Below are 20,638 nucleotides of genomic sequence, written 5' to 3'. Positions count from 1 at the left end.
CTAATTGCCACTTAATAATTGCTGAGGCATGATGGGGCCATGGCAACACTTGCAGCACACGATCCGATCCCGACTCACTGGACAGAGGGCAACCCAACCGCCGGTGATCTGGCCCATATCCCCGGCGAAGGCGGCCTGCCGATAATTGGCAACACCTTCAAGATGCTCAAGGACCCGCACAGCTTTGCGCAGCGGATGGTCGATACCTATGGTCGGGTCTATCGCAACCGCGCGTTTGGCGGCTGGGTCGTTGCCCTGATCGGTGCTGATGCGAACGAGCTGCTGCTGTTCGACCGCAACAAGAATTTCTCTTCGGAGCAGGGGTGGGGGCCGATCCTCGACCAGCTGTTCCCGCGCGGGTTGATGCTGATGGACTTCGACCATCACCGCGCCGATCGCCGTGCGCTGTCGATTGCCTTCAAACCCGGTCCGATGCGCCACTATTCGGGCAGCCTCAACCGAGGCATCGCCAAAAAGGTCGAGGATTGGGGCGCGGGCCAGATGGAGTTCTACCCTGCGATCAAGACGCTCACGCTGGACCTTGCTGCCGATAGTTTCATCGGCATCGAATGGGGTCCGGAAGCCGACAAGATCAACACCGCCTTCATCGACATGGTGCAGGCCAGCGTCGCGCCAGTGCGGCATCCGCTGCCCTTCACCCAGATGAAACGCGGCGTCGACGGGCGCAAATTCCTGGTCGAATATTTCACGAAGGAAACGCACCGCCGCCGTGCAGAAGGTGGCGGGCAGGACATGTTCAGCCAGTTCGCCACGGCCGAATATGACGATGGCAGCCTCATGCCGGTCGACGAGGTGGTCGACCATATGAACTTCCTGATGATGGCCGCGCATGACACGATCACCAGCTCGGCAACATCGCTGGTCTGGCTGCTCGCCAAGCATCCCGAATGGCAGGAGAAGCTGCGGCAGGAGATCGAGAGCGTGACCGGCGGTCTCGATGCCAACGGCCGCCCGCGCGATCTGGCCTACGAGGATATGGGCAAGCTTGAGCTGACCGAGATGGCCTTCAAGGAAGCGTTGCGGATGGTACCGCCGGTGCCCTCAACCCCGCGCCGCGCCCTGCGCGAGTTCGAATATGGCGGTTATCGCATCCCGGCTGGAACACATGTGGGCATCAATGCCCATTTCGTGCATCACGAGGAAGAGCACTGGGATACGCCGCATGAATTCAACCCGCTCCACTTCACGCCTGAAAAGATCAAGGCGCGGCACAAATACGCATGGGTGCCTTTTGGCGGGGGCGCGCACATGTGCCTCGGCCTCCACTTTGCCTATATGCAGGTAAAGGTGCTGATGGCGCAGCTGCTGCCACGGTATCGCGTCACGTTGGAGCAGGAGCCTGACTGGCAGGCATGGCCGATCCCCAAGCCGCGCGACGGGCTTAAGATCAGGCTCGAAGCGCTGTAATTTCCGAGCCGATAGGCGAGGCAAGGCCAAGTGGCCGCCCGCAGCGGGTGCAGCTTGCTGCACGCATAGAGAGGATGCTCCCGCGGAGGCGGGATCGCGAAAAAAACGTCAAAAATCGATTGCGATGCCGTCCTTGACCCAGTCGCCATAGCGCGTCGGGCTGAGATCTTCCTCGTTCTTGCCCTTCTCAGGCTTGGGCGGCGGTTCGCTACTCCAGTGCTCGGGCTTCTCGAATTTCTCGGGCCGCTTGGTCGCGCGTTTGGTCATGTCTTCCAAATGAGCGGGCTGGCGCGCGGTTTCAAGTGCGGGTAGGGGCGCGCGAACATGGCCCAGCCTCCCGGAATATATGCGCGCCGCGCCGCGCTTCGCCTGCTCGATGCGGTCCTCCGCCGCGGCGAGACGCTCGATATCGCCTTCGGCGCGGCGACCAAGGACGTACGCAAATTCGAGGATAAGGCGCTCGCCAGGGCGATTGCGAGCGAAGTCCTGCGCTGGATGGTCGACCTCGACGGCCTGATCGACAGCGCGACTGCCAAACCGCTGCCGCACGATGCGAAGGCTCGGACGGTCCTGCGTATGATGCTGGCGCAATGGCTTCGGCTGGATACGCCGCCGCATGCCGTGATTGCGACCTGCCTGCCCCTGTTGGTGGGCGGTCCGCGGCGGCTGGCACACGGCGTGTTCTCGACCTTGTCCAAGCGGGAGGCAAAGCTTCCCGAGGCTCCGACGCTGCCAGCCGATGTCGCCGCGCGTTGGGGCGAACGGTCAGGGGCAATTGCGGCGGGTCTTGCCGAGCCACCGCCGCTCGACCTGACGCTGAAGGACCCGTCGCAAACCGAGGTTTGGAAGGCAAAACTTGCCGCCGACAGCCTGATGCCCGGACACCTGCGTCTCGCGCGCGGGGAGAATGTCGAGAAGCTGGCGGGTTTTGCCGATGGCGAATGGTGGGTGCAGGACCTTGCCGCCTCGTTGCCTGCGCGTCTCCTGGGTGAAGGCGAAGGGCGCCACGTCCTCGACCTTTGCGCGGCACCTGGAGGAAAGACCCTGCAATTGGCAGCGCAGGGCTGGCAGGTGACGTCGCTCGACATATCGAGGCGGCGCCTCGATCTCCTGAAGGACAATCTCAAGCGTACCGGGCTGAAGGCGGCTACCGTTCGTGCCGATGCGCTGACCTGGCAGCCCAAGCACCAATATGATGCGATCCTGCTGGATGCGCCGTGCACGGCCACGGGGACCGCTCGCCGCCATCCCGATGTCCTCCATCGCATTTCGCAGCGGGAGATCGAGGAAATGGCAGAGCTCCAGTCCGCGCTTCTCGAACGGGCAACGGGTTGGCTGAATCCCGGCGGCGTACTGGTCTACGCCACCTGCTCACTCGAACGACAAGAGGGTGAGGGGCAAAGTGTGCCCGCTGGCCTTGCTCCCGTTGCTGTCGAGACCAGCGAGTTGCCAACAGGCATTGACCCGATGGCTTCGGGGGCGCTGCGAACCGATCCGGGCATGATTCTCGAGCAGGGGGGAATCGACGGATTCTACATTGCACGTCTCATCCGCCAGGACTGAATAGCGGCGAAAAAAAGGCAAGGAATTAACGGTTCGTCGCATCATCTGCCCGAACCGCCCCCTAGCCGGGCACCAAAGCTACCGCATTCACATTTTGGAAAGCATAGGGTCAACAACCGAGGCGTCCTCAACCCGATCCTGCGGCAATTGTGCCGTCGGAACGCAGTTAGAAGATGCTTGAATTTCTACAGCCGGGACGCCCCCCAAAGAGCGGCCGGAACAAGAGCCGTCAGTCTCTGGCTGTTGCGATAAGAAGGAGAATACCGTGACTGCATTTACCAAGAAGGCAGCCCTTCCCCTGCTGCTGTCTGCCATCGCCCTGCCGATGAGCGTTTCGGCACAGGACGTGGCGACCGACACCAACATCGACGTTTATGGCTCGAAGCTCTCTGAAGGCCCCGAAGTCGAGGGCATCATCACCGCTCGTGACGCTGAGTCGATCCGCGTCACCACCACCGATGGCCGCAACACGACCGTCTTCGTCGACGAAGGCACCGAAGTTAAGGCAACCGGCGGTTTCCTGGGCCTTGGTACCAAGACCATCGCAAGCAGCCGTCTGATCACTGGCATCCCCGTCGAGATCGAAACGCTTCAGTACGAAGGCGGCCTCGTTGCCAGCAAGGTCAAGCTCAAGGCCAGCGACCTCGCAACCGCCGACATGATCCGCGGCGCAACCGCGCAGCAGTTCGCCGAGCACCGCGCCGACATCGACAAGAATGCCGCTGCCGCAGAAGCCCTGCGTGGCCGCATCGCGAACATCGACAACTACAATGTCCGCGGCGTCACCAATGTCTACTTCGACACTGGCAAGTGGAACATCTCGGCCGAAGGCCAGCAGGAAATCTGCAACATCGCCCAGCAGGCCGAAGGCATGGACAATGCCCTTCTCCTGGTCGTTGGCTACACCGACTCGGTCGGCAGCCAGGAATACAACCAGGTCCTGAGCGAGCGTCGCGCTGGCCGCGTCGTGAACTACCTGCAGCAGGAATGCGGCTGGAAGCCCTGGCGCATGCTGACCCCGACGGGCATGGCCGAAGCCGATCCGGCAGCTGACAACAGCACGCCCGAAGGCAAGGCGATGAACCGCCGCGTCTCGGTCAACATCCTCGTCAGCAAGGCGACCGAAGACAGCGAAGCCTAATTCAGGCGAAAGCTATCATGGCGGGGCGGGCAGCGATGCCCGCCCCGTTTTTCATGCTCGGTCTTCGGGCTTGAGATATTTCTGGAAGCTCTTGCGCAGCTTCATCAACTTGGGCGGGATTACTGCGAGGCAATAGGGATTGCGCTGGCCTTCGCCTTCCCAATACTCCTGATGGTAATCCTCGGCCGGATACCACTCGCCGCTCTCGATAGTCGTGACTGCTTCCTGCCCAGGATGTTCTTCGTTCCAGCGGGCGATAGCGGCCTCGGCGGCTTCACGCTGTTCGTCCGTTGGGAAGATTGCGCTGCGATATTGCGTGCCGATGTCATTGCCCTGCCGGTTGAGCTGGGTCGGATCATGCGTGCCCATGAACACGTCGAGGATCTGGTCGAGCGTGATCTGGTCGCTGTCGAATGTGACGCGTACGCCCTCGGCATGACCCGTATTGCCGGTGCAGACTTCCTTATAGGTCGGATCCGCCTGGTGGCCGCCGATATAGCCGCTCTCGACTTCGCTGACGCCGATCACGTCCTTCATCACCGCCTCGGTGCACCAAAAGCATCCGCCCGCGACAATCACCTGTTCCTGAGCCATCAAAATCTCCTTTTCGCCAAGCATCTAGGAATGCGAGCGCCGCTTGTCATCAGGCGCGCGTGCGGGCAGGGAGGCGCGAGCACTTGAGAGGAGAAACCCGATGCGCCTGTTTCTGACTGCCGCCGCCGCAGCCCTGATTGCCACCCCGCTCGCTGCCGACGATCACGCTCCCGAGCTCGAGGAGGTGCTGGCCGCCGATCTGCGCGACGAAGACCGTGCCCGCGACCAATATCGCCACCCGGCAGAAACTCTGGAATTCTTCGGGGTCGAGCCGACCATGACGGTCGCAGAATTCGGCCCGGGCGGCGGGTGGTATACCCGCGTGCTTGCCCCCTATGTCAGCGCGGCTGGCAAATACATCGCCTTCGGTCCCGACAGCGCTGGACGCGAATACCGCGACCGCGCGCAGGAGGCACGCGCCAAGGGCTGGACGGAAAGATTCACCGAAACGCTTTCCGGCATGGAAGGGGTGAACGCCGCCAATGTTTCCGCCTTCGAGATCGACGAGATGCCCGAAGGCACTGAAGGTACAGTGGACCGGGTGCTGATCTTCCGCTCGATGCACGGGCTCAACATCGGCAACAATGCGGATGAGGTCCTGAAGGCCGCGCGCCGCATGCTGAAGGACGATGGCATGGTCGGCGTGGTCCAGCACCGTGCGCCCGAAGGGGCAAGTTACGATGATTATGGCGCTCGCCAGCGCGGCTACATGCGGACGCAGGACGTCATCGCGATTTTTGCCGCGAATGGTTTCGAACTGGTCTCGCAGAGCGAGATCAACGCCAATCCGAAGGACCCGGCCAATTGGGAACGCGGTGTCTGGACATTGCCCCCAGTCTTGCAGTTCGGCGAGGAAGACCGCGACCGCTACCTCGCCATCGGCGAAAGCGATCGGATGACGCTGCTGTTCAAGAAGGCCGACTGACCCTTCGTCAGTCAGCGTTCATCTCAAACCTGCAAACCCTCCGATGTGACAGTATTACATCGGAGGGTTTTTTCGTGAAAAAACTGATTCTTGCCACGACCGCACCGCTTACCCTTGCAGCTTGCGGAGACAGAGTTGATGAAGCGCGCGGCGTGGATCGCGGCGAAACACTGCTTTCCGTCAGCGCCACCGGTCAGGCCGAAAGCCGACCCGACCGGGCTCAGTTCCAGGCCGGGATCGAGACATTCTCGCGCAGCGCAACTGCGGCAAGCGAAGCCAATGCCGAGAAGATCGAAGAGATCGTTGCGGCACTGCGCGAGTTCGGGATCGCGGAAGACGATATTCAAACGCAGAACGTCAGCGTCCAACGCGTGCGCTGGGGCGATCGCAAGGGCCAGTACCAAGCGAGCAATGTCTTCGAAGTCACGATGGACGATCCTGATCGGGCAGGCGCTGCGATCAGCGCCGTGACAGAGGCGGGTGCGAATGTCCTCTCCGGGCCCAACCTCACGATGAGCGAGCCCGAGAAGGTCCTGAATCTCGCTTATGCCGATGCCTATGCCGCCGCGCGCGAGCGGGCCGAGGCCTATGCCGGCGCGGCAGGAATGGAGATAAGCCGGGTGCTCTACATTCGCGATGCCGGTGGGCAGCAGGGGCGCGAATGGATCCAGGGCGCACAAGTCATGAACGACGCAATTGCGGAAAGCGCGGCCATGGCACCACCCCCGCCCCCAGTATCACCCGTGGTCCGCACGCAAGGCGGCTCGCCTGGCATGATGGTGGGCACGACACGCAGCCAGGTCCATATCCAGGTGGACTTCGCGCTCCGGGAGAAATAACGCTCTCGCGCATGAGAGAGTTGACCGTATCCGTCCTGCAATTGCCGCTCGCCCGGGCGGACGTGGCCGAAAATATTGCCGCCGTCTCCGCGCTGGTGGAGGAAGCGGCGGGCAAGGGCGCGCAGGTGATCCTGCCGCCCGAGCTGTTCGAAGGCGAATACTTCTGCCGCGAGGAGGCGGAGGAGCTATTCGCCCGCGCCCGGCCCACGCAGGAGCATCCTAGCGTGCTGGCGATGCAGGAACTGGCGAGGAAGCTCAAAGTCGCGATCCCGACCAGCTTCTTCGAGCGCGACGGGCATCACTATTACAACACGCTCGCCATGATCGGACCCGATGGCGAGATCATGGGCACCTATCGCAAGAGCCACATCCCCGATGGGCCGGGCTATGAAGAGAAGTACTATTTTCGGCCCGGTAACGACGGCTTCAAGGTGTGGGACGTCTTCGGCGCGCGCATCGGTGTCGGCATCTGCTGGGATCAGTGGTACCCCGAATGCGCACGCGTCATGGCGTTGAAGGGCGCAGAGGTACTCTTTTATCCGACCGCCATCGGGTCGGAGCCCTACGACGCCGATCTCGATACCAGCCGGATGTGGCGGCGCGCGATGATCGGCCATGCCGTGTCAAACTGCATGCCCGTCTGCGCAGCCAACCGTATCGGACACGAAGGCCCGGCGGATCGCCAGCAGAGCTTCTACGGTCACAGCTTCATCTCGGACGAGTGGGGCGACCTGCTGGAAGAATATGGGGCGTCGGACAGCGGCGTGCTGGTCGCCACTCTCGATCTCGAGCGCGCCGCCAAACACCGCGCGGGCATGGGCTTCTTCCGCGATCGCCGCCCGCAGCTTTACGGCCGCATCTGCGAGGACATCTGAGAGCTCGGGTACAGGTTCTGTGATCCACACCTACCTTGTAGCGCTGGGTTCCAACATGCGGGTGCCGGGCATCGGCGCTCCCCCGCGCGTCATCGATGCGGCAGTCGTGGCGCTGGAAATGGCGGGAATCGATGTGACTGCCCTCTCTGCGACAATTGCCAGCAGGCCGGTCGGACCCTCGATGCGGAGCTACGCCAACGCAGCAGCGCGCGTCGAATGCGATCTCGCGCCGCCGGACATGCTGGCAGCGATACAAGAGATCGAGGACGACTTCGGCCGGCGCAGGCGCGGAGCCCGCTGGCGCGCGCGACCGCTCGATCTCGACATCATCCTTTGGAGCGGCGGCTTGTGGCATTCGCCCGACCTGACCATTCCCCACCCGTCATTCCGGGAGCGGGACTTCGTCTTGGCCCCTGCCGCCGCAATCGCTCCCGACTGGTGCGATCCGGTGACGGGCCTCACCCTGCGTCAGATTTCAGCGCGCGCTTCCTGACCTCTGTCGCCGGATTGCCGCGATAGATCGTCCAGCCCTCGGCATCGTCGAACAGGGCGCCTCTTGCGGCGAGTACCGATCCCTCTCCCATGATCACACCTGGGCCGACGAACGCCTCTGCCGCGATCCAGCAATTTGTCCCTATCGAAATCGGGCGCAGGACCAGCTGAAAATGCGGGTCCGATACATCATGCGTTGATGCGCAGAGATGGGCGCGCTGGGAGACGATGCTGTCGCTCCCGATCGTGATGTGTCCCTGGTTATAGAGCCTTGCGCCCGGGCCGATCAGGACATTGTCGCCAAGTTCGAGATTGGCGGGATGCCAGATCGCAGCGCTCGCATGGACGCGGCATCTGCGGCCAAGCCTCGCACCGAACAGCTCGAGCAGGAATGCGCGCCAGCCATGCAGCGCTGGCGGGGTCCAGCGCGCGAGCAGGAACCAAGTCGTCATCCAGAGAACACGCGCAAGCCGATTGCCCAGCGAAAAGCTCGGTCCCCCGCTCCTGCTTCCCGATTTGCGTGCGTCCAGCGGCGTCATCGACCCTGTCTCCCTCCCTCGATCACCGCCTAATTGCACGCGCGGGCGAAAAGCAAGCCAAACCGCGCTTGACCCCTCGCAATCCCCTCCCTAGGTGAGCCGCCGTGGTCGGGCCGTTAGCTCAGTCGGTAGAGCAACTGACTTTTAATCAGTAGGTCGCTGGTTCGAACCCAGCACGGCTCACCACGATTTTCCATCTCCCCTTCACGCGGCGCATCCAGTCGCTATCCTGCACGGCGATGGCATCCCCCAGACTTTCGATTTTCGCGCGCCTGCCGGTTCCCGGGAAGGTCAAGACTCGGCTCATCCCCGCGCTGGGCGAGGAAGGGGCGGCGCGGCTCTATGCGCGTCTCCTTGTGCAAACCGTAGAGGAGGCGAGGGAAAGCGGGCTCGCGTTCGAGTTGCGGGTGACTGGCGGCGAGATCGCTGCGTTTCACGAATTGCTGGGCCCTGATGTTTCAGTGGTCGATCAAGGGGAGGGCGACCTCGGCGAACGTATGGCGCGGGTCGAGGCGCCGGCCTTGCTGATCGGCAGCGATTGCCCGGGGGTAACCGCACCCTTGCTTCGCGCGGCGGCCGATGCGCTCGACGACCGGCGCGTGGTGCTCGGCCCTGCCAACGACGGAGGCTACTACCTCATCGGCTATCGCGAGCCTGTACCTTTCCTGTTCGAGGACATGGCGTGGAGTACACCTGCCGTCTTGCCGGAAACGCTCGCTAGGCTGGTGGCGCGCGGCATGGGGCCGGCAATCCTCCCCGAGTTGACCGATATCGACACCGCCGAAGACCTTGCGCAGGGGCCCGAGTTCGAATGAGCGTCACGCTTCTCGTTCCGACGCTCGATGAAGAGAAGGCGCTGCCAAGGCTGGTCGAGGCTTTCGCCGCGCTCGATCCGCGCCCTGCCGAGATATTGCTGGTCGATGGCGGGAGCCGCGATGCGACCTTGGCGATCGCACGCGAGGCTGGCTGGCGCGTGCTCGAAACCGAGAAGGGGAGGGCGCTGCAGATCAACCGCGGGGTCGAGGCTGCAGGCGGGGAACTCGTCTGCGTGGTGCATGCGGATACATTGCCGCCGCTCGACATGGTGCACCACATCGAGGAGACTCTTGTCGACCGCAGCATAGCACTCGCAAGCTTCACCCCGGTCATCAGGGGTGCGGAGAAAACTCGCTGGGGGACGACCCTCCACAACTGGGCGAAGACCTGGTACGCCCCGCTCATCACGCGGCCGCACCTGTTCTTCCGCGGGGTGCGTCTGCTGTTCGGCGATCATGCCATGTTCTTCCGGCGCGCCGATTTCCTGACGGTCGGGGGCTGCACGCCGGGCGATGCAGTGATGGAAGAGGCCGATCTGTGCGTGAAGCTCGCTGATCTTGGCCGTATCCGCATGATCAGGCGCCGGGTCTATACTTCGGACCGCCGGATTGCCGCATGGGGGCCGCTCAAGGCGAACTGGATCTATTTCAAGGTCGGAATCTTGTGGGCTGCCGGGCTGCGTGAACGGATGGCACGAAACTATCCCGATATCCGCTAGGCGTCCGGAAGGAAGCCCACTTCGATGCAATGATCGATGAGGCGCCGGATATAGGCTTCGCCCGTTGGCGGGCACGCAAGCCCGGTCATGGCCTGGAATCCGCTGTCGTCGAAATGCGGATCGCGCTGGAAGTAGCTTGCGTAAAGGCCGGCCACCCTCCGGAACAGGCGGCGCTCGAGCGCCGGCAGCGCTGCGGGATCGAACTCCTCCGGGGCGACCAGCTCGGGCTCGTGAAATTGCGGATAGGCGCCGATCGATCCGGTGAAGGCTGCAACGGGAAGCGGCTGGCCGGACACGAGATGGTATGCCCCGCCCGATGCCGAATCCATATTCTCGGCCAGCGCGACGATCCCTTGGGCGACATGGTCGAGCGGGACGAAGTCGAGCGTTGCGCCTGCTTTTGCCGGCATGTGCCGCACGCGCCCTTCTGCGATCAGCTTGAAGGCCGCATAGGTCGTGTCGAACTGGCGGATCGCACCGCTCTCATGCTCACCGACAACGATGGAGGGGCGCGCAATAGCCCATTCCAGCCCGCTCGCACGGACCAGTCGCTCTCCGGCTGCCTTGCTGGCCTCATAGCCATTGGCGAAGCCAATTTGCGGCAGTGAGTCCTCCTCGCCGATGTGGCCATCGCGGGTGCCGCACACATAGGCGGTGGACACGTGGAGGAAGCCCATGCCCCCGGCTTCGGCGAGGGCGAGCGCGTTGGCCACGCCATCGATGTTGGCGGCCCGGTAGTCGGCTTCGTCGAGATCGAACCGGACCGTTGCCGCGCAATGCACCAGCAGGTCGTGGCTCTCAGTGATATCGGCCCAATCGGTATCGCTCCAGTCGAACTGCGGTTTCGAGACATCGCCAGAGATAGTCCGGACGGGGACAATCGTACCGTTGTTCGCGCGCACCTCGGGGTTGCGATGGACGAGCGCGGTCACCGCATGGCCCGCCGCGACCAGCCGCGCGCAGATTTCGCCGCCCAGGAGGCCGGCAGCTCCGGTGACGAGAATTCTCAAGATGCGATGGCCAGTGCCATGTAACCGGGCAGTCCGTGCGAGCGAAGGGTAAGGGCGTATGCGAGTTTCTTTCGCATCTCCCGCAAATTGGGTTACGGAGCAAGCGATGAAATTCACGCATGACGTTATCGTGATCGGCGGCGGGGCTGCCGGCCTCACCGCTGCCGGGGGCTGCGCGCTCTTTGGATTGAATGTTGCCCTGATCGAGGCGCGCAAGATGGGCGGCGAGTGCCTGAACGATGGCTGCGTACCATCCAAGGCCCTGCTGGCAGCCGCCAAACGCGCCGCCGAGGCGAACGAGACGACCCGCTACGGCATCACTCTGCAGCCCCCCAAGGTCGAATGGACCGGCGTTCACAAGCACATCCACGATGCCATCGCCGCCATCGCGCCGCACGATAGTGAAGAGCGTTTCGAAGAGATGGGCTGCGAGGTTTTTCGCGATTGGGCGCAGGTCACCGGCCCGCAATCGGTCGATGTCGGATGGCGCACTTTGACCGCGCCGCGCATCGTCATTGCCACGGGATCGAAGGCTGCGGTGCCGCCGATCGAGGGGATCGACAGCGTTCCCTACCTGACCAATGAAAACCTGTTCGATCTCGACGTGCTGCCCGATCATCTTGTGATCGTTGGCGGCGGTGTGATCGGCATGGAGATGGCTCAGGCTTTCCGACGCCTTGGCAGCGCCGTAACCGTCGTCGAACCTGACGAACTCATGGGCCGCGACGACCCGGAAAGCGTTGCCGTGGTGCGCGAGGTGCTCGAGGGCGAAGGCGTGCGCTTCGTGAAAGGCCTCGCGCAGAAAGTCGAGGGGAAGGATGGTGCGATCCGCGTCACTGTCGGCGAGGAACAGATCGACGGATCACACCTGCTCATCGCCACCGGCCGCAAAGCCAATTGCGAGGGTTTCGGCCTCGAGGAAATCGGCGTGAAGATGGGCAGGGGCGGAATCGAGACCGACGACCGGCGCCGGACCTCGGTCAAGGGCATCTACGCCATCGGCGATTGCCGCGATGGGCCGCGCCTGACGCATGTTTCGGGCTATGAGGGCTCTAACGTGGCGCTCGAAATCACGCTCGGCCTGCCGACCAAGGTGGATTACTCGGCGCTGCCCTGGGTCACCTACACCGACCCCGAAGTCGCCCAGATCGGCATGACCGAGAAGGAGGCGCGCGCGAAGCATGGCGACAAGGTTACGGTGGTGAAGGAAACCTTCCATGACAATGAGAGGTCGCTCGCCGAGGCAAAGGACAAGGGTCACCTCAAGCTGGTGCTGAAGGGCAAGAAAGTCCTTGGCGCGAGCATCGTCGGCACAAATGCGGGTGAGCTGCTGCTTCCCTTCGCGCAGTCGATCACCGGCAAGAGCAGCACTTTCGCGCTCGGCTCGGCGATCATCGCCTATCCGACGCGGAGCGAGATCTCGAAGGCTGCAGCATTCCAGGCTTGGGAGCCGACCGTATTCAGTACGGTGCCGAAGAAGTGGGCGGGTTTCCTTGCGGGCATGCGGAGACGCTTCTCGTGAATGCCACCCGCGCGGCCACGCGCAATGCGCCGACCGGTCCCTCTCCCTTTGCAGTCGAGGCTGCGCCTCTGCCGCCAGAGAAGTTTAGCGATCCACTGGTGACCGCCAAGGGCGAGGCTCGTGCCAGCGTGCCGCTCGCTAGGCTTGAAACGCTGTGGCTGAATACTGGTACGCTTTGCAATCTTGCCTGCGCGACCTGCTATATCGAGAGCAGCCCGACCAATGACGCGCTGGTCTACCTGAGTGCAGCAGATGCGTCGCGCTTTCTCGACGAGGCGGAGAGGCTCGGCACCCGCGAGATCGGGTTTACCGGCGGCGAGCCCTTCATGAATCCCGACATGTTGGCCATGCTCGAAGACACGCTGGCCCGGGGGTTCGAGGCGCTGGTGCTCACCAATGCGATGAAGCCGATGCGACGCCATGAGGCCGCGCTTCTCACATTGCGCGCAATACACGGGCCAAAACTGACCTTGCGGGTCAGCCTCGACCATCACTCGCAAGAGGCGCACGAGGCAGAGCGTGGTCCGCGCAGTTGGAACCCGGCGATGGAGGGCCTGCGCTGGCTCTCGGGAGAAGGGTTCTCGATCGCCGTGGCGGGTCGCCTCCTGCCCGAAGAGGGCGAAGAGGCGGCGCGCGATGCCTATGCCGCGCTGTTTGCGCGCGAAGCCATTACCATAGACGCACACGATCCTGCGCGGCTCGTCCTGTTTCCCGAGATGGATGCGGCAAAGGACATCGCGGAGATCACCACCGATTGCTGGGGCATTCTGGGCAAGTCGCCTGCCGATGTTATGTGCAACACCAGCCGCATGGTGGTCCATCGCAAGGGCGAGGATAGCCCACGCGTCGTGGCCTGCACGCTGTTACCCTATGAGCAAGGCTTCGACCTCGGCGACACCCTTAGCGAGGCGAGCCGCGAGGTCGCGCTCAACCATCCGCATTGCGCGCGATTCTGCGTGCTGGGCGGGGCGAGCTGTTCCGCCTAGGAGCCAATCGTCCAAGTGTCCGTTAACTGGGCATGTTCTTCGAAAACACCCTGCTCGACCTTACCGCGCGCGGCCTTGTTCTTTCGGCCATCGGCCTTGCATGGGTCACGCTGCTGATCCGCGTTGTGGGCCTGCGCTCGCTGTCCAAGATGACCAATTTCGACTTCGTCATGACGGTGGCGCTGGGTTCGGTCCTCGCCGCTGCGGTAACAACCGACAAGTGGACGACTTTCGGGCAATGTCTGCTCGCGATGCTCGGACTGTTCGCGGTCCAGTGGCTGATCGCACGCCTGCGCAAATCGTCGGACGGGTTCGAGACAATCATGCAGAACCGCCCCGTTTTCCTAATGCGTGACGGCGAATTCTGCGAGGATGTGCTCAAGGAAACGCGCGTGGCGCGCAGTGATGTGATCGCCAAGCTGCGCGAGGCCAATGTTCTGTCGCTAGCGCAAGTCCGCGCGGTAGTGCTGGAAACCACCGGCGATGTCTCGGTGCTTCACGGAGACAGTCTCGACGAGGTCATCATCGAGGACGTCGGAAATGACTAACCCTTCCGTGTGTCCAGCCATTTGGCGAAAGCCACGCCGCCGGTGATGAGGAATGGTACGAGCACGAAACTGAGAGCGACCTTGGCGATGACCTGACCGATCAGCAGGTTGGTGATCTCGAACTGGCCGTAGAAGGCGAGCGTGATGAAGATCACGGAATCGATTGCCTGGCTCAGTGCAGAAGCGATCGCGCCACGGACCATCAGTGAGAATGTCGAGGCACCTTCCGAAGAGCCGCGTAGGCGCGAGAAGATCCACACGTTGAGCAGCAGCGAAACGATGTAGGCGGCCGGACCAGCAGCCCAGATCCGCCACAATGTCGCATGGACCCGCTCGAATGCAGCCAGGTCGTCGGAGCGGAATTCGACCATCTCGGTCGAGGCCGGGAGATTGAGCACCAACTGCATCAGGAGCGAGGCGATGAGCAGCGGGACAAACCCCCACCACACGATCCGGTTGGCGAGCTTCTCGCCGTAAAGCTGGGCGATCGTGCTCGAGATCACCACCAGCAGCAGGAAAGCGAAAATCCCCGCCTCGACTGCAAGGTCCGTCGGATAAAGCTGCACCTGCTTGTAAGCGAGGACGCCCGCCAGCACGGTCATCCCGCCATAAAGCAGGGTGTATACGAATAGTCCGAGAGGCATGGCAGCAGCTGCCAGGCGGGTTTCATTGGCCGGTTGGTCGGTCATGCTGGCGATACGCGCCCCTTATCGTTTGGTGGCCACTTATCGTCTGGTGATAGGCCAAGCTGGAATCGAGCGTGAAAATTGACTAAGCGGGCCCGCCGCGCAAGGTAGCGGCTGATTTCATCCGCAACTAGCGCACAGCCAAAGGGGTCGGCATGCCGCCAGTCGTCATCAATATTCTCGGTATCCTCGCTATCCTGGGGATCGCCTTCCTCCTTTCCACCGGCAAGAAGCGCATCAAGCTTCGCGTAGTGGGCGCGGCCTTTGCACTCCAGGCCGTGATGGCGCTCCTTGTTCTGCGCACGCCATGGGGTGTGCAGCTGATCCAGGGCATGTCCAACGGCGTAATTGCTCTGCTCGACTTCTCCAAGGTCGGGATCGAGGCCGTGTTCGGCCCGATGGGATCGAACCCATTCACCAATACATTCGTGATCGCAGCCTTGCCGGTGATCGTCTTTTTCGCGGCGATCGTTTCGATCCTCTATCACTGGGGCATCATGCAGCGCCTCGTGCGCTGGGTCGGAGGGGCGATCGGCTGGATTACCGGGATCAGTAAGGTCGAGGCGCTGGGCAGCGCGGCCAACATTTTCGTCGGCCAGTCGGAAAGCCCGCTGGTGGTGCGGCCCTATCTCGCCGCCTTGACGCCAAGCCGGCTCTTCACGCTGATGGCGGTCGGCATGGCAGGCGTAGCGGGCACGATCCTTGCGGCCTATGCCAGCTTCATCGGCTCCGAAGCCGTGCCCTTCCTGCTTGCCGCAGCCTTCATGTCCGCGCCTGGCGGCATCCTGATGGCCAAGATCATCATGCCCGATGACGAGAGCGACCTGGCCCGCGATGCAGCCGAGCTTGCCGGCACCGAGGACGAGATCAAGCTGCCCGATGCCCGCATCAGCGCCGAAGGCCCCGCAGCCCTGACCGAAAGCGGCAAGCCGCATGAAGTCGAAGTCGCCGAGACTTTCGAGGAAGGCCACAAGCCCGCCAATGTGATCGAGGCCGCCGCGCAGGGTACGCAGACCGGCGTAAAGCTTGCCGTTGCCGTTGGTGCGATGGTCATGGTCTTCGTCGCGCTTGTGGCGCTCGCCAACGGCATCCTCGGCGGTATCGGTGGGCTGTTCGGCTATCCCGATGTGACCTTCCAGATGCTGCTCGGCTATGTGTTCGCGCCTGTCATGTACATGATCGGGATTTCCGACTGGAGCCAGGCGCAGTTCGCTGGCGGGCTTTTCGGGACGAAGATCGTGCTCAACGAATTCGTTGCCTTCATCGACCTCGGCGCCATGGAGGCGGGTACGCTGACCGATCGCAGCCGTGCAATCGTCACATTCGCGCTGTGCGGCTTCGCCAATTTCAGTTCGATCGCCATCCAGATGGCAGTCACCGGCGGCCTTGCGCCAAATCAAAGACCGGTGATCGCAAAGCTGGGTATTCGCGCGCTCGCCGCCGGCAGTCTCGCCAACCTGATGAGCGCAGCGCTGGCGGGGATCTTCCTCCCGTATTAAAGGGCGCACCACTATGACCGAATCGAACACCGATATCGCGGTTGTGTCGCTGGCACAGCCGCTTGAGAGCATTGCCGACGAGATCGGCCGCAGTTTCCAGGAATATGGCTTCGCCGTAATCCGCGACCACGGCATTCCGCAGGAGCTGATCGACCGTGCCGAGGAGCTGTCTAAGGAATTCTTCGCCCTGCCCGAAGAGGTAAAGAAGGCCTACCACATTCCCGGCGGTGGCGGTGCGCGTGGCTATACTCCTTTCGGCACCGAAAAGGCCAAGGACGCCAACGTCCATGACCTGAAGGAGTTCTGGCACGTCGGTCGCGAGCTGCCCGAAGGTCATCCCCTCGCTGAATTCATGGCGGACAATGTCTGGCCGGACGAGGTCGACGGTTTCCGCGCGACCTTCAGCGAACTCTACTCGGCCTTCGAAACGGCCGGCGGACGTGTGCTCGAGGCGATCGCGATCCATCTCGGCCTGCCGCGCAACTTCTTCGCCCCGACGGTCGAGGATGGCAATTCGGTCATGCGCCTGCTGCGCTACCCGCCGCTGGAGGGCAAGGAAGCCGAAGGTGCGATCCGTGCTGCCGCCCATGGCGATATCAACACGATCACGCTGCTGCTTGGTGCGGAGGAAGCGGGTCTCGAACTGCTGACCAAGCAGGACGAGTGGAAAGCCGTGGACGTGCCGGAGGGCGCGCTGGTTATCAATGTCGGCGACATGCTCGATCGGCTGACCAACGGCAAGCTGCGTTCGACGACGCACCGCGTCGTCAATCCGCGCGGCGAGGCTGCCTACAGGGCGCGCTATTCCATGCCGTTCTTCCTGCACTTCCGGCCGGATTACGTGATCGAGACGCTGCCTTCCTGCATCGATCCTGCGAATCCGGCAGAGCACCCGGCGCCGATCTCCAGCCATGAATTCCTGTTGCAGCGTTTGCGTGAGATCAATCTCGCCTGAGACACGCTTCGTCGGTGCGATATGCCCCACCCGGGGAATCTTTTTCCCACATGTGTGGTTTTTGCAACAAGGCTAAGTGGCGGAAAACCTAGCGATTTCTTGCGCAGAGTGACTCGCCCTCCACACGCGGGGGCTCCTTGTCTTGACTCTGTCACAAAAGGATAGCTTTGGCGAAACATCGCCCGCCTAGCGCGGCGGCGCATTCTTCAGTGCTTTCACATTTTCTATCCGATGAGACGAAGGGGTCTTCTCCGATGAAGTTCAAGTATCTCCTGGCGGCCAGCGCTGTCAGCCTCACCGCAACCGGCGCCATGGTGGCTACTCCTGTCGCTGCGCAGGAAGTCACTTCCTCGGTGCAGGGTGTCGTTACCACCGAAACCGGCGATCCGGTTCCCGGCGGAACCGTAACTATTCTCGATACTCGCACCGGCCGTACTTCGACCGTGCAGACCTCGGGTTCGGGCTCGTTCACCTTCCGCAACCTGGAAGTCGGCGGGCCATTCACGATCACTGCCAACGCTCCGGGCTATCAGGGCGAGCAGGTCGAAGGCATCTTCGCCACGCTCGGTGATACCGCATCGCTTCGTTTCGAACTTGCGTCGGCAACCGAAACCGAGATCTCGGAAAACATCATCGTGGTCACCGCGCAGTCGATCATGACCAGCCCGCGTGCTCTCGGCCCGGGTTCGTCTTATGGCCTGGCAGTTCTCGAAGACCAGCCTTCGGCAACGCGTGACATTCGCGATGTCATCCAGAACGATCCGCGCGTTCTGCTCGACTCGACCTTCCCCGACAGCTCGTCGAACCGCGGGACTGTGTCATGTCTCGGCGCCTCGACCCGCGTCAACTCGCTGACCGTCGACGGCGTCCGCCAGGACGACGGCTTCGGCCTCAACGATTCGGGCTTTCCGAGCGAATCGCAGCCCTTCCCCTTTGAAGCGCTATCGTCGGTTTCGGTCGAATTCGCGCCGTTCGACGTTCAGTACGGCCTGTTCTCGGGTTGTAACATCAATGCCGTCACCAAATCGGGTACCAACGAGTTCCACGGCGGTGCATTCTTCTACTACACGGATGACAGTCTTGTTGGCGGCACCGTCAATGATACAGACGTCACCATCGGTGCTTTCGATACCAAGAAGTACGGTGCTTACATCGGCGGCCCGATCATCAAGGACCGCCTGTTCTTCCACCTTACCTATGACAAGGAAGACGGAAGCGAAGGCGTCGACACTGGCCCTGCGGGTTCGGGCGTTGGCCGTATTGCCGATAACGTCACTCAGGCCGACATCGATGAAGTCGTTTCGATCCTCGACAGCGTCTATGGCTTCGATGCCGGTTCGTGGCTGCCGACGATTCCGCGCAGCACCGAACGCTGGCTGGCACGTATCGATGCGAACATCACTGACGATCACCGTGTTGCGTTCAACTATCAGCGCACTCGCGAGGATTTCGTCACGACGCAGAACCTCGACGCTCGCGACGACGAGATCGGCTTGAGCTCGAACTGGTATCAGTCGGGCAACACTATCGACTCCTACTCGCTGCGACTGTTCAGCGACTGGTCGGACAATTTCTCGACGGAAGTTCGCCTTTCGCGCATCGAGAACCGCGACCAGCAGGACAGTCTGAATGGCGTCGATTTCCAGGAATTCGAAGTTGCCACTCCAGGTGGTGGCACGATCTTCCTTGGTCCGGACGAGTTCCGCCAGGCGAACGATCTGCGTACCAACACCACGCAGGCCAAGGTTGCCGGCTTCCTTACCGCCGGGAACCACAACTTCACGATCGGTGCTGAGTACGACCAGTTCGACGTATTCAACCTGTTCGTGCAGTCCGGAACCGGTGTCGCCGAGTTCGACAGCTTCGACGACCTGCGCAATCAGATGCCTTCGGCGTTCCGTTTCCGCGGTTCGCCGACCGGTGACATCAACGATGCGGCTGCTTCGTTCAAACGCGACATCTATAGCTTTTACATCCAGGATGAGTGGCTTCCGACACCCGACCTGACGTTGCAGTTCGGTGTCCGTTACGACTTCTACGATGGCGACAGCCGTCCGACCGAGAACACCACGTTCTTCGACCGCTATGGTTTCACAAACACCGTCGGCTTCGACAATCTGGATGCTCTGCAGCCGCGCCTTGGCTTCCGTTACGATGCGGGTGATCTCGGCCTTGCCGGTGACACGGTCATTCGCGGTGGAGTCGGCATCTTCTCGGGCGGTGACCCGTCCGTGATCTTCTCGAACAGCTATACCAACAATGGTATTGCGCTGGACGACATTGATGAGGACGATCTGGCCGCAGCAAGTATTCCGCTTACTACCGACGGTCGGAATCCTCCTGCGGGTACGCAGGCGCTGCTCAGCGCGGGTGACGGTGAAGTCAACGCGATCGATCCGAACTTCAAGATCCCGACGTTCCTTCGCGCGAACATCGGTTTCGATCACGAGTTCAACTTTGGTTGGCGTTTCATGGTCGATTACCTCTACTCGAAGAGCTACGATCCGCTGTTCGTGCAGGATCTCACCCTTGCGCAGATCGGCACAGCGCCTGACGGGCGTCCGCTCTACCGCCAAGTCGATTTCCTCGATCCGGATTGTTCGGTTACGCCGGGCGATTCGTCGGTTTGCGACAGCCGCGGCACTAGCGACTACCTGCTGACCAACGGCAAGGGTGGCCGTGGCCACATCATTAGCGCTTCGCTGAGCAACCGCTGGTTCCAGGACGAAGGTCCGCTCGGTATCGGTGGCTCGGTTACGCTGGCTTACAGCTACCAGGATGTGACCGAGATTCAGCCGCTGACTTCAAGCCGTGCGGTTTCGAACTACGGCAACTTCTCGAAGATCGACATCAATAACCCGGTCGCTGGCACTGCCAACGCATCGCGTGATCACAATGCGACGTTCCGTCTCAACCTCGAGAAGGACTTCTTCGAAGATGCGACGACGAGCTTCACGTTCTTCCTGAAGTATCGCACCGGTCAGCCCTTCAGCTACACCTACGAAACCTCGTCGGGTTCTCGTAACCCGTTCGGTGACCCGCGTCTTTTCGAAGACCGCGTTCTGGTTTACGTGCCTGAAGTGAACGACCCGAGCGTCGTCTACGATCCTGGTTTCGAACTGAATGATTTCAACGCCTTCCTCGCGGAAAGCGGGCTTGAAGACTATCGCGGACAAATTGTTGGACGTAACACCTTCAATTCGTCGGACTATTGGGATCTGGACCTGCGCTTCTCGCAGGAAGTCCCCGCTCCGTTTGAGGGCCATCGTCTGCGCTTCATCGTCGATGTCGAGAATGCTCTGAACCTGATCGACAGCAGCTGGAATACGCTGGAGCAGATCGGTTTCGAATATAACCTGCCGATCATCGATACGAGCATCGATAGCAACGGTAACTACGTGTACGAGCGTTTTCGCTCGCCGGGTTCCGAACGCTTCTCGACCTTCCCGTCGGTCTGGCAGATTCAGTTCGGCGTGACCTACGAATTCTAATCCCGCAGGGA

Annotated in this window: 20 protein-coding genes and 1 tRNA gene; 16 read left to right on the top strand and 5 right to left on the bottom strand. The window is 62.0% G+C overall.

Annotated features, from left to right (window positions below; translation table 11 throughout):
* Window positions 1-39 precede the first annotated feature (39 nt).
* Complete coding sequence (locus tag K3146_RS09200; protein ID WP_221546003.1) at window positions 40-1,428, top strand: cytochrome P450; 1,389 nt, start codon at window positions 40-42, stop codon at window positions 1,426-1,428.
* 108 nt (window positions 1,429-1,536) lie between these two features.
* On the opposite strand, the gene K3146_RS09195 is transcribed toward K3146_RS09200, so the two are convergent.
* Window positions 1,537-1,695: a DUF1674 domain-containing protein gene (locus K3146_RS09195; protein ID WP_221546002.1), complete on the bottom strand. Its 159-nt coding sequence runs from the start codon at window positions 1,693-1,695 to the stop codon at window positions 1,537-1,539.
* 57 nt (window positions 1,696-1,752) lie between these two features.
* Between K3146_RS09195 and K3146_RS09190 the strand changes: the two genes are divergently transcribed.
* Both K3146_RS09190 and K3146_RS09185 read left to right on the top strand, forming a co-directional pair.
* A complete protein-coding gene (locus tag K3146_RS09190; RefSeq protein ID WP_221546001.1) occupies window positions 1,753-2,991 on the top strand; it encodes an RsmB/NOP family class I SAM-dependent RNA methyltransferase in 1,239 nt (412 codons plus the stop codon).
* A gap of 265 nt (window positions 2,992-3,256) precedes the next feature.
* Window positions 3,257-4,132: an OmpA family protein gene (locus tag K3146_RS09185; RefSeq protein ID WP_345724127.1), complete on the top strand. Its 876-nt coding sequence runs from the start codon at window positions 3,257-3,259 to the stop codon at window positions 4,130-4,132.
* Between the two features lie 51 nt (window positions 4,133-4,183).
* On the opposite strand, the gene msrA is transcribed toward K3146_RS09185, so the two are convergent.
* A complete protein-coding gene (msrA, locus tag K3146_RS09180) occupies window positions 4,184-4,726 on the bottom strand; it encodes a peptide-methionine (S)-S-oxide reductase MsrA (RefSeq protein ID WP_221546000.1) in 543 nt (180 codons plus the stop codon).
* A 100-nt stretch (window positions 4,727-4,826) separates the two neighbouring features.
* On the opposite strand from msrA, the gene K3146_RS09175 reads away from it, so the two are divergent.
* From K3146_RS09175 to folK, 4 genes are all read left to right on the top strand, one after another.
* Window positions 4,827-5,651, top strand: a complete 825-nt coding sequence (locus tag K3146_RS09175) for a class I SAM-dependent methyltransferase (RefSeq protein WP_221545999.1) — start codon at window positions 4,827-4,829, stop codon at window positions 5,649-5,651.
* A 74-nt stretch (window positions 5,652-5,725) separates the two neighbouring features.
* Complete coding sequence (locus K3146_RS09170; protein ID WP_221545998.1) at window positions 5,726-6,490, top strand: SIMPL domain-containing protein; 765 nt, start codon at window positions 5,726-5,728, stop codon at window positions 6,488-6,490.
* An 11-nt stretch (window positions 6,491-6,501) separates the two neighbouring features.
* Window positions 6,502-7,365 (top strand): N-carbamoylputrescine amidase, encoded by an 864-nt coding sequence (gene aguB / locus K3146_RS09165; protein ID WP_221545997.1) that lies wholly within the window; start codon window positions 6,502-6,504, stop codon window positions 7,363-7,365.
* 19 nt (window positions 7,366-7,384) lie between these two features.
* The gene (gene folK / locus K3146_RS09160) at window positions 7,385-7,858 is read left to right on the top strand and encodes a 2-amino-4-hydroxy-6-hydroxymethyldihydropteridine diphosphokinase (protein ID WP_345724123.1); all 474 of its coding nucleotides are present in this window, start codon (window positions 7,385-7,387) and stop codon (window positions 7,856-7,858) included.
* Here the strand turns inward: folK and K3146_RS09155 are convergent.
* Complete coding sequence (locus K3146_RS09155) at window positions 7,824-8,396, bottom strand: LbetaH domain-containing protein (RefSeq protein ID WP_221545996.1); 573 nt, start codon at window positions 8,394-8,396, stop codon at window positions 7,824-7,826. The two genes, folK and K3146_RS09155, sit on opposite strands and share 35 nt — an antisense overlap.
* Window positions 8,397-8,506: 110 nt before the next feature.
* Between K3146_RS09155 and K3146_RS09150 the strand changes: the two genes are divergently transcribed.
* The 3 genes from K3146_RS09150 (at window position 8,507) to K3146_RS09140 (ending at window position 9,930) form a co-directional block, all read left to right on the top strand.
* Window positions 8,507-8,582, top strand: a tRNA-Lys gene (locus K3146_RS09150).
* A 53-nt stretch (window positions 8,583-8,635) separates the two neighbouring features.
* Window positions 8,636-9,211, top strand: a complete 576-nt coding sequence (locus K3146_RS09145; protein ID WP_221545995.1) for a TIGR04282 family arsenosugar biosynthesis glycosyltransferase — start codon at window positions 8,636-8,638, stop codon at window positions 9,209-9,211.
* A complete protein-coding gene (locus K3146_RS09140) occupies window positions 9,208-9,930 on the top strand; it encodes a glycosyltransferase (protein ID WP_221545994.1) in 723 nt (240 codons plus the stop codon). The genes K3146_RS09145 and K3146_RS09140 overlap by 4 nt, the downstream gene beginning before the upstream one ends.
* On the opposite strand, the gene K3146_RS09135 is transcribed toward K3146_RS09140, so the two are convergent.
* On the bottom strand, window positions 9,927-10,940 hold the full coding sequence (locus K3146_RS09135) for an SDR family oxidoreductase (protein WP_247711183.1): 1,014 nt from the start codon (window positions 10,938-10,940) through the stop codon (window positions 9,927-9,929). The genes K3146_RS09140 and K3146_RS09135 overlap by 4 nt on opposite strands.
* A gap of 106 nt (window positions 10,941-11,046) precedes the next feature.
* Here K3146_RS09135 and K3146_RS09130 point away from each other — a divergent pair, with 106 nt between their 5' ends.
* The 3 genes from K3146_RS09130 to K3146_RS09120 are packed head-to-tail and all read left to right on the top strand — an operon-like array spanning window position 11,047 to window position 13,996.
* Window positions 11,047-12,462, top strand: a complete 1,416-nt coding sequence (locus tag K3146_RS09130; protein WP_221545993.1) for a dihydrolipoyl dehydrogenase family protein — start codon at window positions 11,047-11,049, stop codon at window positions 12,460-12,462.
* Window positions 12,459-13,448, top strand: a complete 990-nt coding sequence (locus K3146_RS09125) for a radical SAM protein (protein ID WP_221545992.1) — start codon at window positions 12,459-12,461, stop codon at window positions 13,446-13,448. The genes K3146_RS09130 and K3146_RS09125 overlap by 4 nt, the downstream gene beginning before the upstream one ends.
* Window positions 13,449-13,480: 32 nt before the next feature.
* A complete protein-coding gene (locus K3146_RS09120; RefSeq protein WP_221545991.1) occupies window positions 13,481-13,996 on the top strand; it encodes a DUF421 domain-containing protein in 516 nt (171 codons plus the stop codon).
* Here K3146_RS09120 and K3146_RS09115 read toward each other — a convergent pair.
* Entirely contained in the window at window positions 13,993-14,685 is a 693-nt protein-coding gene (locus K3146_RS09115) for a queuosine precursor transporter (protein WP_221545990.1), read from the bottom strand. The two genes, K3146_RS09120 and K3146_RS09115, sit on opposite strands and share 4 nt — an antisense overlap.
* A 152-nt stretch (window positions 14,686-14,837) precedes the next feature.
* Here K3146_RS09115 and K3146_RS09110 point away from each other — a divergent pair, with 152 nt between their 5' ends.
* The 3 genes from K3146_RS09110 to K3146_RS09100 all read left to right on the top strand — a co-directional run bounded on the left by K3146_RS09110 (window position 14,838) and on the right by K3146_RS09100 (window position 20,627).
* Window positions 14,838-16,181, top strand: coding sequence for a NupC/NupG family nucleoside CNT transporter (locus K3146_RS09110; protein WP_221545989.1), 1,344 nt, complete (start codon window positions 14,838-14,840; stop codon window positions 16,179-16,181).
* Window positions 16,182-16,194: 13 nt separating this feature from the next.
* Window positions 16,195-17,136, top strand: coding sequence for an isopenicillin N synthase family dioxygenase (locus tag K3146_RS09105; protein ID WP_221545988.1), 942 nt, complete (start codon window positions 16,195-16,197; stop codon window positions 17,134-17,136).
* A 254-nt stretch (window positions 17,137-17,390) separates the two neighbouring features.
* Window positions 17,391-20,627, top strand: coding sequence for a TonB-dependent receptor (locus K3146_RS09100; RefSeq protein ID WP_221545987.1), 3,237 nt, complete (start codon window positions 17,391-17,393; stop codon window positions 20,625-20,627).
* Window positions 20,628-20,638: the final 11 nt, after the last annotated feature.

It is taken from the genome of Qipengyuania vesicularis (assembly GCF_019711415.1).
GTDB lineage: Bacteria > Pseudomonadota > Alphaproteobacteria > Sphingomonadales > Sphingomonadaceae > Qipengyuania > Qipengyuania vesicularis.
This window is presented reverse-complemented; position numbering and strand designations above follow the sequence as displayed.